The organism is Sporomusa sp. KB1 (genome assembly GCF_007830295.1).
Taxonomy (GTDB): domain Bacteria; phylum Bacillota; class Negativicutes; order Sporomusales; family Sporomusaceae; genus Sporomusa.
In genome coordinates this window covers 3,837,705-3,852,340 of the sequence record NZ_VLKC01000002.1, presented here as the reverse complement: position 1 = coordinate 3,852,340, position 14,636 = coordinate 3,837,705, and the positions used below count along the sequence as shown (strand labels likewise).

Below are 14,636 nucleotides of genomic sequence, written 5' to 3'. Positions count from 1 at the left end.
GGGTTTGGGCCGTGACGTCTACATCGCCGTTGCCACCGATCAGTCCAGACTTGTTTTGAATGCTTTCTTTCACAATTATTTTAGCGTTACTCGTGTCGAGGTTGATGACCTTGCCACCACTATTATTCAATGACTGGGCGGTGACCGCCAAGCCTTTACTCGCCTGAATGACGCCTTGTTGGTTGTTTACTGCACCTGAAGCTGTTAGCTTTACTGTATCTGCGCCACTAAAGGTACCCTGACTGTTTGAAACCGTGGTTGCGGTGATTCCCAGTTGTTTTTGCACCACAACCGTACCCTGGGCATTGTCGATGTTCTGGCCGCTAAGACTGGTTTGGCCGTTGCTCGCTATACTACCGTTACGATTACTGATGTCACCGGTGACTTTTATCACCAGCTCACCGATTCCTGCATGCTGTATTAGCCCTTGGTTATTCGTAACTGCATTTGCTTGTAGGGCAAGGGAGGAACCATTGGTAGCAATAGTGCCGCCGGTGTTATCAATGCCACCTATTGCCTGCAAGTTTGTAGTCTCTAAACCGATTTGCTTGATGCTGCCGCCCTTGTTGCTGATGGCATTGGCTGTAATTGACACGTTATCAGCAACCATCTGACCCTTGTTGCCTTTTGCGTCCAATTCATTCTTCACAGTGCCGACAGCTTTTACTGTTAAGGCACCGCCGACTTGCATAGTGCCGCCAGTATTGTTGATATCGCCGCTGATAGCCGTGATGCCAACTGTACCGCCTGCGTACGTTTTACTCCCGGTAAGATCCACAGCAGTACCTGTCATGTTGAGATCGCCACCGGCTAGTGTTTGCCCTTGTGTAGTGACTGCACCAGTTGCCGCAATCGTAAGGTTGCCGGAATCGCCAATACTGCCATCACTATTGATCCCTGCGCCAAGAGCCCCGGTAGACAACACGCCTTGAACCGATACAGTTGTATTTTTGGCCGAGGCAATTATACCGGTATTAGTGAGAGTATCTGCCTCGGTTATGTTTGCGTTGCCCTGGGTGTAGATTACCCCTTGGTTGGTGAAATCATCTTGAACCACAAGGTTCATGTCGTTCGTACTGTTAATCGCACCCTTATTAGTCAGGCTATTGGTCTGTACCTTCAATGTCTTGGCAGCCACCGTGCCGGTGCTATTTACATTTTGGGCACTTACCAAAACGTCATTGCCGTCTATCTGACCGTTGTTATTTACCTTGCCGGTTGTCGTAATCGTTAACGTATTTCCGGACGCAAGGACGGCGCTTGTGTCATTCGTAATATTGCTGCCTGTTAGATTGGCGTTTCTGACGGCAATCATATTTCCCTGGTTTGTGACTGTGCCGCCTGCATTTACGTTCATGTCACGGTTGGCTTTGAATTGGCCACCGCTACTGTTCGTTAGATTGCCCTTTAGTGTTATCGTAAGGTCCTGACCGGCAACAGTCTGGCCATTACCATTCAGGCTTTGCGCTGTCAGGGTAATATCTTTGTTGGCCGCCAGATCGCCGCCGGTATTTTCCACTACCGCCGCCTGGACAGCCAAAGCCCCACCGGCACTTATTGCGCCGCCACTATTTGTCAGACTGGCATTACTTTGGTTGATATTGACGTCTTGTCCGGCGGCAATGGTGCCATTGGTATTGTCTGTACCTTGCTCACTAGTGATTTTAAGATTGTTTTTCGCTATAACCTGGCCACCTTGGCTCATCAGGGTTTGGGCCGTGACGTCTACATCGCCGTTGCCACCGATCAGTCCAGACTTGTTTTGAATGCTTTCTTTCACAATTATTTTGGCGTTACTCGTGTCGAGGTTGATGACCTTGCCACCATTATTATTCAATGACTGGGCGGTGACCGCCAAGCCCTTACTCGCCTGAATGACGCCTTGCTGGTTGTTCACAGCACCTGAAGTTATTAAATTTACTGCATCTGTACTGCTAAAGGTACCCTGGGTATTATCAATGTTCTGCCCAGTAAGGCTGGTTTGGCCGTTGCTCGCTATACTACCGCTACGATTAGTGATGTCACCGGTGGCTTTTATCACCAGCTCACTGGTTCCTGCATGCTGTATTAGCCCTTGGTTATTCGTAACTGCATTTGCTTGTAGGGTAAGAGATGAACCATTGGTAGCGATGGTGCCACCAGTATTATCAATGGTGTCTGTCGCCTTCAAGGTTGTAGCAGTTGAACCGATTTGTTTGATACTGCCACCTTTGTTACTGATAGTATTGGCTGTAATTGACACGTTATCGGCAACAATCTGACCCTTGTTGCCTTCTACGTCTGAATCATTCTTCACAGTGCCAATGGCTTTTACCGTTAAGGCACCGCCGACTTGCATAGTGCCACCCGTATTGTTGACATCGCCACTAGTAGCTGTAATGTCTGCTTTATCACCTGTGTATGTTCTACTCCCAACAAGATCGACAGCAGTACCGGTGATGGCGAGGTCGCCGCCAGCCAGTGTTTGCCCTTGACTGGTGACTGCGCCGTTGGCAGTGATTGTAAGCTTGCCGGAATCGCCAATACTGCCATCACTATTAATTCCTGCGCCAAGAGCTCCGATAGAAGACACGACCTGGGCCGATATGGTTGTATTTTTAGCAGAAGCAAGCACACCGCTATTGGTAAGTTTACCAACGTTATATAGCTGCGCATTTCCCTGGGCGTAGATTGTCCCTTGGTTGAGCAAAGTGCCACTGACATCAAAGTTCATATCACTTGTACTGCTAATTGCAGCCGAGGTACCACTGTTTGTAATACCTTCAGACTTGAATGTTAGAGTATTTGCCGTCAGGGTGCCGCTGTTATTTACATTTTGGGCATTTATCAAAATGGCATTTCCGGCCATCTGCCCACTGTTATTCACATTACTGCTCGTCGAAATAGTCATAGCAATTCCGGACGCAATATTGGCGCCTGTGTCATTTATGATATTGCTGCCCTTTAAATTAGCGTTCCTGACAGCCGTAATATTGCCCCGGTTTGTCACTACTCCGCCTGCATTCACGTTCACGTCGCGATTGGCTTTGAGTTGACCACTGGTGCTGTTCGTTAGATTGCCTTTCACTGTTACGCTAAGGTCCTGACCGGCTACAGTCTGGCCATTGCCATCCAGGCTTTGGCCAATAAGGGTAATATCCTTGTTCGCCAGCAGATTGCCGCCGGTATTATTCACTGCCGCCGCCTGGATATGTAGAGCCCCACCGGCACTTATTTCCCCGCCAAGGTTGCTCAAATTGGCATTACTTTGGTTGAGATTGACGTCTTGCCCGGCGGACATGGTGCCATTGGTATTGTCTGTGCTTTGTTTACTTATGATTGTTAGGTTGTTTTTCGCTATAACCTGACCGCCTTGGCTCGTCAGGGTTTTAGCTGTGACGGCTACATCGCCGTTGCCACCGATCAGTCCAGAGTTGTTTTGAATGCTTTCTTTCACAATTATTTTGGCGTTACTCGTGTCGAGGTTGATGACCTTGCCACCACTATTATTCAATGACTGGGCGGTGACCGCCAAGCCTTTACTTGTCTGAATGACACCTTGTTGGTTACTAAGGGTGCCAGATGCTGAGAGGTTAATGGTATCGGAAGCAACAAAGGTTCCCTGGCTATTTTCCACAGATGCTGCGGTAATTTCCAGTTGTTTTTGTGCCACAACCGTACCCTGGGCATTGTCGATATTCTGGCCGCTAAGGCTGGTTTGGCCATTGCTTAGTATGTTACCGTTACGATTCATAATATCACCGGTGGCTTTTATCACCAGTGCGTCAATACCGGCATGCTGTATTTTTCCCTTGTTATTCGTAATTTCCTTTGCTTGTATAGTAAGGGACGCACCATTGGTGGCAATGGTTCCAGCAGTGTTATCAATGGTGTCTGTTGCCTTTAAGGTTGTAGTCTCTGAACCAATTTGTTTGATGCTACCCTCCTTATTGCTGATGCTATTAGCTGTCATCGTCACTTTCTCTGCCGTTATTTTACCGGCCACACCGGTTGCGTTTTTATCATTTTTAATAGCATCAGCTGCGCTTATGGTTAAAGTGCTCCCGACTTCTATATCGCCGCCGGTATTGTTGACATCACCGTTGTTAGCTGTAATATCGGCTGTACCGCCTGCATATGTTCTACCCCCGGCAAGATCAACGGCGGTACCGTTAACGGTAAGATTGCCGCCAGCCAATGCCTGTCCTTGGTTAGTCACAGCACCGGACGACATGATTGTGAGGTTGCCTGAATTGCCAATGCCGCCATTGGTGTTGATTCCTGCGCCAAGAGCCCCGGTAGAAGACACGATCTGCGCCGCAATATCTGTATTTTTTGCAGAGGCAAGCACACCAGTATTGGTGAGGTTACCAATCCCGGTTAAGGTAGTATTGCCTTGGGCATAGATTACCCCTTGGCTGGTGAGATCACCATGAACTTTAAGGTTCATATCGCCCGTACTGTTAAGTGCTGCTGCAGCTCCCAGGTTATTTAGGCTATTTGACTCTACTGTTAATGTACCGGTAACTACCTTGCCGGTGTTATCTACCTTTTGGGCATTTACCGAAACGCCATTTCCATCTATTTCGCCATTGTTATTCACATTACCGCTGGTTGCAATTGTCAGCGCATTTCCGGTCACTAGGATGGCGCCTGTATCATTCGTAATAGTGCTGCCTGTTAGACTGGCGTTTCTGACAGCAGTAATATTTTCCTTGTTGATGACTGCACCGCCTGCATTTATGTTCACGTCGCGGTTTGCTTTGAGTTGACCACTGGTACTGTTCGTTAGATTGCCTTTTACTGTTACGCTAAGATCCTGACCGGCTACAGTCTGGCCATTGCCATCCAGGCTTTCGGCAATAAGGGTAATATCCTTGTTCGCCGCCAATTTGCCGCCGGTGTTATCCACTGCCGCCGCCTGGACATGCAATGCTCCAGCAGCATTTATTTCACCGCCAAGATTAATCAAGTTGGCATTGCTTTGGTTGAGATTGACGTCTCGCCCGGCGGACATGGTGCCATTGGTATTGTCTGTGCTTTGCTTACTTATGATTGTTAGGTTGTTTTTCGCTATGACCTGGCCGCCTTGGCTTGTCAGGGTTTGGGCCGTGACGTCTACATCGCCGTTGCCACCGATCAACCCACTCTTGTTTTGAATGCTCTCTTTTACAATTATTTCAACATCACTCGTGCCGATGTTGGTGACCTTGCCACCACTATTATTCACTGACTGGGCGGTGACCGCCAAGCCTTTACTCGCCTGAATGACGCCTTGCTGGTTGTTCACAGCACCTGAAGCTATTAGCTTTACTGTATCTGCGCCACTAAAGGTACCCTGACTGTTTGAAACCGTGGCTGCGGTGATTTCCAGTTGTTTTTGCACCACAACCGTACCCTGGGTATTGTCGATATTCCGGCCGCTAAGGCTGGTTTGGCCGTTGCCTGTTATACTACCGCTACGATTAGTGATGTCTCCGGTGGCTTTTACCTCCAGTTCACCGGTTCCTGCATGCTGTATTTGTCCTTGGTTATTAGTAACTGCATTTGCTTGTATTGTAAGGGCTGAACCATTGGTAGCGATAGTGCCACCGGTGTTGTCGATATTGTCCGTCGCCTTCAAGGTTGTAGCAGCTGAACCGATTTGTTTGATGCTGCCGCCTTTGTTGCTGATGGCCTTGGCTGTAATCGATACTTTATCGGCAACAATCTGACTCTTGCTGCCTTTTGCGCCCAAATCATTCTTCACTGTGCCAACGGCTTTTACCGTTAAGGCACCGCCGACTTGCATAGTGCCCCCTGTATTGTTGACATCGCCACTGGTAGCTGTAATGTCGGCTTTATCACCTGCATTCGTTTTACTCCCAGTAAGATCCACAGCAGTACCGGTGATGGCGAGATCGCCGCCAGCCAGTGTTTGCCCTTGGCTAGTAACAGCGTCGGTGGCAGCGATTGTTAGGTTGCCGGAATCGCCAACAACACTGCCATTGGCATTAATCCCTGCGCCAAGAGCTCCGGTAGAGGACACGACCTGGGCCGATATGATTGTATTTTTTGCAGAAGCAAGCACACCGCTGTTGGTAAGTGTATCGACGTTATATAGCTGAGTATTTCCCTGGGCGTAGATTGTCCCTTGATTGAGCAAAGTGCCACTGACATCAAGGTTCATATCACTTATACTGCTAATTGCGCCCCTATTAGTAAGGCTATTGGTCTGTACCTTCAATGTACTACCAGTCACTGTTCCAGTGCTATTTATATTTTGGGCATTTATCAAAACGGCATTTCCAGCCATCTGGCCTTTGTTATTCACATTACCGCTCGTCGTAATCGTCAAAGCATTTCCAGACGCAATACTGTCGTCTTTGTCGTCATTTATGATATTGCTGCCCTTTAAATTAGCGTTTCTGACAGCAGTAATATTTCCCTTGTTGATGACCGCTCCGCCTGCATTCACGTTCACGTCGCGATTGGCTTTGAGCTGACCGCCGGTGCTGTTTGTTAGATTGCCTGTTACTGTTACGCTAAGATCCTGTCCGGCCACAGTCTGCCCATTGCCATCCAGGCTTTGGGCAATAAGGGTAATATCCTTGTTTGCCGCCAATTTGCCGCCGGTGTTATCCACTGCCGCCGCCTGGACATGCAAAGCTCCAGCAGCATTTATTTCACCGCCAAGATTGGTCAAGTTGGCATTGCTTTGGTTGAGATTGACGTCTCGCCCGGCGGACATGGTGCCATTGGTATTGTCTGTGCTTTGCTTACTTATGATTGTTAGGTTGTTTTTCGCTATGACCTGGCCGCCTTGGCTTGTCAGGGTTTGGGCCGTGACGTCTACATCGCCGTTGCCACCGATCAATCCGCTCTTGTTTTGAATGCTCTCTTTTACAATTATTTCAACATCACTCGTGCCGATGTTGGTGACCTTGCCACCACTATTATTCAATGCCTGGGCGGTGACCGCCAAGCCTTTGCTTGCCTGAATAACGCCTTGCTGGTTGTTCACAGCACCTGAAGCTGTTAGCTTTACTGTATCTGCGCCACTAAAGGTACCCTGACTGTTTGAAACCGTGGCTGCAGTGATTCCCAGTTGTTTTTGCACCACAACCGTACCCTGGGCATTGTCGATGTTCTGGCCGCTAAGGCTGGTTTGGCCGTTGCTTGTTATACTACCGTTACGATTACTGATGTCACCGGTGGCTTTTATCACCAGCTCACCGGTTCCTGCGTGCTGTATTTGTCCCTGGTTATTAGTAATTGCATTTGCTTGTATTGTAAGGGCTGAACCATTGGTAGCGATAGTGCCACCGGTGTTGTCGATGCTGTTTGTTGCCGTTAGATTGGTCATGCTGGAACCGGTCTGCGTAATATGGCTACCCTGATTGGAAATGTCACCAGCAGTAATGGTGATGTTATCAGCGGTCATTTGACCGGCGGTACCATGTATATCTTTATTATTTTTGACGGTGCCGGCAGCTTTGACCGTTAAAGCGCCGCCGGCTTGCAAGGTAGCACCGGTATGGTTACTGTCCCCCGTGCTGGCTGTAATGGTGGCATTCCTTCCGGCATAGGTCGTTGCTCCGCTCTGATCTAGGCTTGCACCACTGATCCTAAGGTTTCCTGCCGCTAGGTTTTTACCTTGGGCATTCACGGCTCCAGATGCCGTTAGACTAAGATCACCAGTTGTTCCTATTTTGCCGCCACTCGTTACACCGGAGGCAAACGTTCCGGCTGAAGTTATGGTTTGTGCCGTTATATTGGTATTTTGGGCTGCAGCAATACCACCGGTATTGCTGAGTGCACCGGTACTTTTAATAGTGGTATTTTCCTGAGCGTAAATTGTCCCTTGATTTTCTATACGGTCTGCGGCGGTTACCGTTACATTGCCACTGGCGTTACTCTGACCACCCAGTGTTATTTTGCCAGCGTTCGTTAGTATGAGATCACCGCCGCTGGCAGAGATGGTGCCTTGGCTGTTTACGCCAACACCATGTTCAGTACCAACCAGTTTAATTTTGTTCGCATACATCCCGCCTAAAGCGCTGACATCAAGAGCAACCTGGGGTTGGGTGCCCTCTCCGGTGAGAGTTTGTGTGGTTAGTGTGTTATATTTCACGTCGTTACTGCCTGTCACAACGTTTAGATCTTTGGCCCAGATACCGGCATTGACTGTTACTGACCGGCTGATTAATTCAACCCGGTCAGTTCCTGTTGCATCAATGCCTTTTCCCTGAACGCTTATTTGTCCACCAATGACGCGAAAAGCATCCAGACTGCCGCTTCCACCAAATACGGGCACGCCGGTGGTAAGAACGCCCCTGTTTGTATTAATAAATCCGAATCCATTCCCGACGATGCCGTTACGGTTAGCAATAATGACATCAGCCCGTTGACCGGCTACTTCCAGGTAGCCGGCAAGGTTGCTGATGTTGTTGCCGGTAACCTCATTTAGGATGATGCGAGCTGAACCGCCTGCAAGGTTGGAATTGCCCTGTATGTAGCCTGCGAGTTTGGTCATGGTTAATTTGAATGAGTTATTGAGAATAAGTCCTTTGCTGTTTATATCAAATTGTTGATAGAGATTACGCGAAACTCCCGCTGCTGACGGTGTAGTGATTTGTACGACAGGGGTACCGTTTGGCGCACTGTCTACTACAGGCCGGTTGTTGGCCGCTGCCTTGGTGTCGGCTACTACTTGTGCCGCTGTAATGGTTGGCTGCAGGCTGAATACGGCTAAGGTGATCCAGGCTACTAGTTTACGCATTTTACTCTTCCTTGATGAAAAACCAATCATTCTATCTCCTCCTTGAGATGCCATTCCAACAGTGTCTCTATATCTGATAAAGCAGTTGAAATCCTAAAACATGATCCGGCACATCCATTCCAGCCGGTCGTTTGATAGCTTTACCAATGAATACTTCATATTGGGCTCCGGCCAAGGTACCACGAAGCCCCAGTGTAGAACCGACTAAGCTTTTGCCAGGTGATTGACCGGCAGATGCACCGCCAATCTGACCTACATCTAAGGCCAGATAAATTTCCGGGCCGGTTTCTTTGATTGGCACACTTATTTCATTACGCAGATACCATCCATTTTCGGCGGCGAGTGTCTGTTCGCCATCAAAGCCCCGCACCGTATAGCGGTTGCCAATACTGAGGAATTCGGCGGCATACAGCATGTCTTTGGTATACTGCCCGTGCAGCGTGGCGTTGTAGCTTGCTTTGGTTTTGCCAATGGTAACAGGGGCTGTGAGGCTGATGTCCAGTGTCCAGATATTGTAGTGGGTAGTTGGCTGGTTAGATTGACCGGCAGAAGGATCATCCTGTGCTCCCAGCCAGGGTACGCCTCGCTTGTAGGCCACCGTATAGTCAACAACGGCTTGACCATTATATTGTTTATGATTAAGAGCCAGTTTGGCCGCAGTGGTTTTACGTCGCTGTATTTCGATTTCTGTGTCGTCAATATAGGATTTACTGCGGGATTTGATCAGGCTAAAGGCTAGGCTGGTTTTCCGGGTCTGGTCACGATACACGAGTTTTTCTGCTTTTAATTCGAGGTTTCGGGTACGCCCGGATGATACAAAGATAGTTCCCTGGTTATCAATTGTCTGATGGTATTTATATACTGAACTTGATAGGGAATACGTCCAGTAACCCTGAGGAAACGAATAGCTGAAGCTGTCTCCTTTTGTGCCAGATTGGTCGCCTTTTCTTTCGGCATCACTATTAAAGGAGATGTTGAACAGGTCATTGATGCCAAATAGGTTGTCAAGTGAAAAGGTTTCCGATTTCTGCAGCTTGCCAGTGGCTTTGCTGCCTGAGTCGTCTAATGAGAGCACTACTTTCCAAGGCTTCTTCTGGTTGACAGTGATTTGTACTATTGATTCGCCAGGCTTGTCCCCCGGCAGCAGTTGCATTTCAGCGTCTTGGGATGGGACACGCTTCATTTGCTCCAGTCCCTGTTCGAGGTCACGCAGGTTCAGAATATCTCCCGGTCTTGTAGGGAAAGCACTTTTCCAATCTGCTCTAATGGCGGGATCTGATAGTTTAAAGTCTTTAATCGTCCCGGGAACCACTTGCAGGGTAAGGACACCTGTTGCTATGTCTTGCTGGGGGATAAGTACTCTTGTCGTTACATAGCCGCGGTCGATAAAGGCGTTGGTAAGTACTTTTACAATGATGTTTATCCCTTGCCAGCCGATCTCTTGACCTTGATACTTTTTGGTCAGCTCATACATCCAGGGAAACCGACCTTCTTCATCGCCTTCAATCTTTATGGTGTTTATGATGAAGCTGGGCGTCTCATTAGGCAATTTTACCGTTTCAGCACCTTGCTTACCCTTCTGCAAAAAAACGTCCTGGCCTTGCTCACGTTGCCTGCGCGCCTGATCTTCTTGGCGTGCCTTGCGATTTTGTTCTTCAATATCAGTTCGGGATGGTGGCGCTGCCCAGGTGAGGCTTGTGGCAGTAAATAGGATTATTAGGACAAGTACGCAAATCTTAGCTAACAGTAAATCTTTGTGAGTATTCTGGATCATTACTGGTCTCCTATTCTGTTTTTAAATATAAAAAGTCAGACGCAATAGCACGCGGCTAACTATATCGGCCTGCAAATTTAGTTATGCTGTAGAAAACAAAAAAATGTCGGTACAGATACCAAACATAATAAATTTCTATCATAAAGTTACTTTTAAAATTATTAATATATTATTAAATACCATAAAAGACCATAAATTCCCTTTATAAATCATACAATTATGTATAAAAAAACCATTTTGGTCATGATTTGTTTGTATTAGACATAAAAAAACACTCCTTTTTGTGCAAAGGAGTATCTCTAGTCATTTTGTCATGAGTTTGCCTGCTGCTCTGTAGGAAGGCTTGGCAGCAGCATAATATCAAACTTCTCATGTATCAATATTTTTTTCTTTTTACATTTCTAAGGGTTTAACACTAATCTTCCATGAACAGCCAGCCAAATACATGGCGGTTGCTTCGAGGTATAGGAAACCCGATGCCGCTTATGTGCAGGAATACAAGCCCAATCACCGGCTAAAAGCCTTTGTTCGCTCCCATTTTCCCATTGAAGAACGGCTTCGCCTTGCAATACTGCCACCCATTCGTCCCGCTCCTGGTCATACCAAAAATCCGGCGGCGATACTTGCCCTGTTGAAATAATCCGTTCAATCAAAACCCCCTGGTCAGGCAGCAGCGTTTCAAACAGTTCTTCCTCTGGCAATATCTTGGGCAAATCAAATAAGTTCATCGGCCTCACATCCTTGTAATGCTGCCTATTCTACTAAGTGGCTAACACAATTTAGTAACGTAATTGTCGGCCGGCCTTCATAATATTCAATGATATTGACGGCGGTGTTATCCTGTCTGATGTTCCACACATGATTCAAATGAACGCCAAGCATAGCGCATAAAATTGTGCAAATTGTGCCGCCATGGGCCACTACTACTACCGTCTGGTCCGGATGCGCTGCTACAATTCTTTCGATGGCCGCATAAGCTCGTTCTTTGAGCTGTTGAAAGCTTTCCCCGCCTGGTATTTGAAGTTCATCGGGAGTTGTCCATAACTTACCCAGCAGCCCTGGCCATTGCGCAGAAATTTGTTCATAAGTGAGACCTTCCCAGTCGCCAAACTTTATTTCCCGTAAGGCCGGAACAACACGTACCGTTAGACTGTGCCTGGCTGCAATGCATTCCGCTGTTTTGAAAGCGCGCGATAAATCACTGGCATAAACGGCATCAATTTTTTCATCAGCTAAGCGCGCGCCAACGGCCTCCGCCTGCCTGAGCCCCTTGTCTGTCAGCGCAATATCACTGTGTCCCTGATATTTTCGCTCTAAATTCCACACTGTCTGCCCGTGGCGTACTACTATCAATCGAGTCATAGCTTCACCTCAATACCTGCTCTAACCATTGGAGCAAAATTTTGTTTTGTTCATTGAGCTTAACAGCTACCCGCACATAGCTAGTAGATAATCCCGGATAATTACTACAATCACGAATTAAAATACTCTGCGCAGCGAGTACCTGGCGCAATTGCGGTGCAGCCCAACCACTTGGGCTTATATCTATTAAAATGTAGTTAACAGCTGGCACAAATGGCTTTAATCCTGGCAGGGCTTTTAGACTGGTATAGAATCTATTTTTTTCAACCTTCACAGTCTCCCGGCTCTTTATTTGATACTCCGTATCTGCTAAAGCGGCCACACCGGCGGTTTGTGCCAATAAGTTAACATTCCATGGATCTTTAGCCGCATGAAGCTTAGCCGCTAAACCAGGATGAGTCAAAGCAAAGCCAAGTCTGAGACCGGGAATAGCATAAAACTTGGTAAGTGAATGGATAATTACCAGATTATCATATTGCGTAAGCAATGGCCGGCAAGTATAGTCCTGATCACCGATGATAAAGTCCATAAAGGATTCGTCAACAACGACTATTGTTCCCGTCTGCCTGGCTACGCTCAATAAGCGCTCTATTTGACTGACAGTCACGAGCGTACCTGTAGGATTATTAGGATTGCCGATAAAAACCATATCTACTCCATTTAGACGGCTGCCTAACTCCTCAACATTGATGGTAAAATCATCTGCCGGTACTAAATAGGCATACTCAATTGCCGCACCAACCGCCCTGGCAGCCCGCTCATATTCGCTAAAGGCAGGCGCCGGAATAAGTACCCGCTTAGGACGCAGCGTATGTGTCAATACATATAACAATTCAACAGCACCATTGCCAGCCGTAATCCGTGCTACATCAACATGATAGTGACTGCTTATCGCCGCTTTCAACAGCGCAGCCTCTACATCAGGATAATGAACCACCTGGCCTACAGACTGAATTATAGCATTCCGTACACTATCAGCCAAGCCCAGCGGATTGATATTCGCACTATAGTCTAGTATATCCGCTAACTCACCAGCGCTCTCTCTGGCCCAAGCATGCACATTACCGCCGTGAACAAAGCTATCTATCTGCTTGTCAGCGATCACTACCATCATCTCCTGTTATGATAAGCCCGCCGGCAATTAACTGGACAGTTTTGAGATAGACCACTGCCGAGCAGACACGGCCTATTTCCTTGATGCAACTTTCATGGCCGTTCATGGCAGCTGCACTAAACATAACACCCAGAACTGTGCCGCTATGAGCGGCGCAGATGCCAACAGCACCAAAATCCCGGCTGATCGTTATAACCTGTTCCAGACAAGGCTTATATAGTATTGATTGATTAGCTACAGCACTCATCGTCGCGCCCTGGCCAATGAGCCGCGCATCACCAGTTTCCAGGCCTTTGGCTACTAATCTAGCGGCAGCCATAATCTGCGGCTCTTTCGCTTGATTTAAAGCGGCTAGATCCTTACGGTGGTTAAAAGCCAGTGTATCTACTTGACCGCCAACATCGAAAACAGCAATATATATTGGCGGTGGATTGCCTAAAAAGCGGCGAATTTTGCCTTCCACATGATCAAACATAATAATTCCGGGATAAAAAATCCCATCAGTTGGTTCAATGGTTAAAGCAATATCGGCAATCTCGTCACAAGACAGGTGCCGGCCTGCCGCTGCCAGTGCAGCAGCCTGACAGGCAGCACTGATATCGGCACTGCTTGACGCCATGCCTTTGCCTACTGGCAAATCAGATTCCACAGTTAAACCTAGGGTTCCTGAAATATTCAGATATTCAAATGTCTTGGATACAGCTGTGGCAGTCTTAGGCTCAGTATGTACCATACTATCACCGGAAACTACGGTAACTTCAGAATACCAATCCACCGGACAGGTAATTAAGAAGTTGACCCCATTTATTGTGCCCTGCACTAATTCGCCACATGAGCCGGGTGCTTTAACTTTAATCGTCATTGAAAAGTCAGCCTTTCAGTGATTGAATCTTATTTCCTTTAGATTACAAATAGGAGCAATACTGCTAATTCGGTCAATTCAGTAACAGCGCCATAGGTATCTCCAGTTAAACCACCCAAAACAGTAGCCAAATAACGAGCTGTCAATATTCCGGCCACAACGGCTCCACCAGCACTAATTGAGGCCCGGATGCCTAATGCTGCAACCACTGCGATAGCAACAACAGCAGCAATACCTAAGGTAGCACGACCGGCATATTGCGCGAAGGCTTTCCCCATGCCTTCAGGACGTGCATAAGAAAAGGAAGTAATGCTGATTACCATAACCATGCGCCCTGCCACCGGCATAGCAATAAGCGCAGCAAATAACATTGTCGGTGTCATATCTATAATAAGTGAATACTTCAGCAGCAGTAATAGACCAAAGGCCACTACGCCGTTTGCACCAACCCGACTATCCTTCATGATCTCCAGCATACGTTCCCGGGAACGGCCGGAAAATACGCCATCAGCTGTATCCATAAAGCCATCACAATGCAGCCCGCCGGTAAGCACAATCTCAGTTATAATAATGACAGCTGCCAGCACATGGGATGGTAAGAACTGACTAAGAACATAATTCAGTCCAGCCAAAATCAAGCCGATAATAGCACCGATCAATGTAAAATATTTAACACTACGTCCAAAGCTGTCTGGTGACCAGTCATGTTGCTCTACCAGCCGAATGCGGGTAAGAAACTGTAATCCGGTAAAAAAGTCTTTCAACCTTTATTCCTCCACTCGAA

General features: G+C 47.5%; 6 protein-coding genes and 1 pseudogene. All 7 read right to left on the bottom strand.

The features are described from left to right. A pseudogene (locus tag SALPA_RS29190) lies at positions 1–8,770 on the bottom strand (hypothetical protein); the annotation flags it as partial. Positions 8,771–8,807: 37 nt separating this feature from the next. Further along, entirely contained in the window at positions 8,808–10,514 is a 1,707-nt protein-coding gene (locus SALPA_RS21560; protein ID WP_145098800.1) for a ShlB/FhaC/HecB family hemolysin secretion/activation protein, read from the bottom strand. Positions 10,515–10,915: 401 nt separating this feature from the next. Next, positions 10,916–11,242: a cupin domain-containing protein gene (locus SALPA_RS21555; protein WP_145098798.1), complete on the bottom strand. Its 327-nt coding sequence runs from the start codon at positions 11,240–11,242 to the stop codon at positions 10,916–10,918. A 25-nt stretch (positions 11,243–11,267) separates the two neighbouring features. After that, positions 11,268–11,876: an alpha-ribazole phosphatase gene (cobC, locus tag SALPA_RS21550; protein WP_145098795.1), complete on the bottom strand. Its 609-nt coding sequence runs from the start codon at positions 11,874–11,876 to the stop codon at positions 11,268–11,270. Between the two features lie 4 nt (positions 11,877–11,880). After that, positions 11,881–12,990 (bottom strand): threonine-phosphate decarboxylase CobD, encoded by a 1,110-nt coding sequence (cobD, locus tag SALPA_RS21545; RefSeq protein ID WP_255451292.1) that lies wholly within the window; start codon positions 12,988–12,990, stop codon positions 11,881–11,883. Further along, entirely contained in the window at positions 12,971–13,852 is an 882-nt protein-coding gene (locus SALPA_RS21540; RefSeq protein WP_145098792.1) for a GHMP kinase, read from the bottom strand. Before SALPA_RS21540 ends, cobD begins: the two co-directional genes overlap by 20 nt. Before the next feature lie 38 nt (positions 13,853–13,890). Beyond that, positions 13,891–14,616, bottom strand: a complete 726-nt coding sequence (cobS, locus tag SALPA_RS21535; RefSeq protein ID WP_145098789.1) for an adenosylcobinamide-GDP ribazoletransferase — start codon at positions 14,614–14,616, stop codon at positions 13,891–13,893. Positions 14,617–14,636 lie beyond the last annotated feature (20 nt).

What these genes read in the sequence shown, in the direction of transcription:
- SALPA_RS21560 (WP_145098800.1), bottom strand. Translation starts at nt 10,514, where the DNA reads ATGATCCAGAATACTCACAAAGATTTACTGTTAGCTAAGATTTGCGTA.
- SALPA_RS21555 (WP_145098798.1), bottom strand. Translation starts at nt 11,242, where the DNA reads ATGAACTTATTTGATTTGCCCAAGATATTGCCAGAGGAAGAACTGTTT.
- cobD (WP_255451292.1), bottom strand. Translation starts at nt 12,990, where the DNA reads ATGATGGTAGTGATCGCTGACAAGCAGATAGATAGCTTTGTTCACGGC.
- SALPA_RS21540 (WP_145098792.1), bottom strand. Translation starts at nt 13,852, where the DNA reads ATGACGATTAAAGTTAAAGCACCCGGCTCATGTGGCGAATTAGTGCAG.
- cobC (WP_145098795.1), bottom strand. Translation starts at nt 11,876, where the DNA reads ATGACTCGATTGATAGTAGTACGCCACGGGCAGACAGTGTGGAATTTA.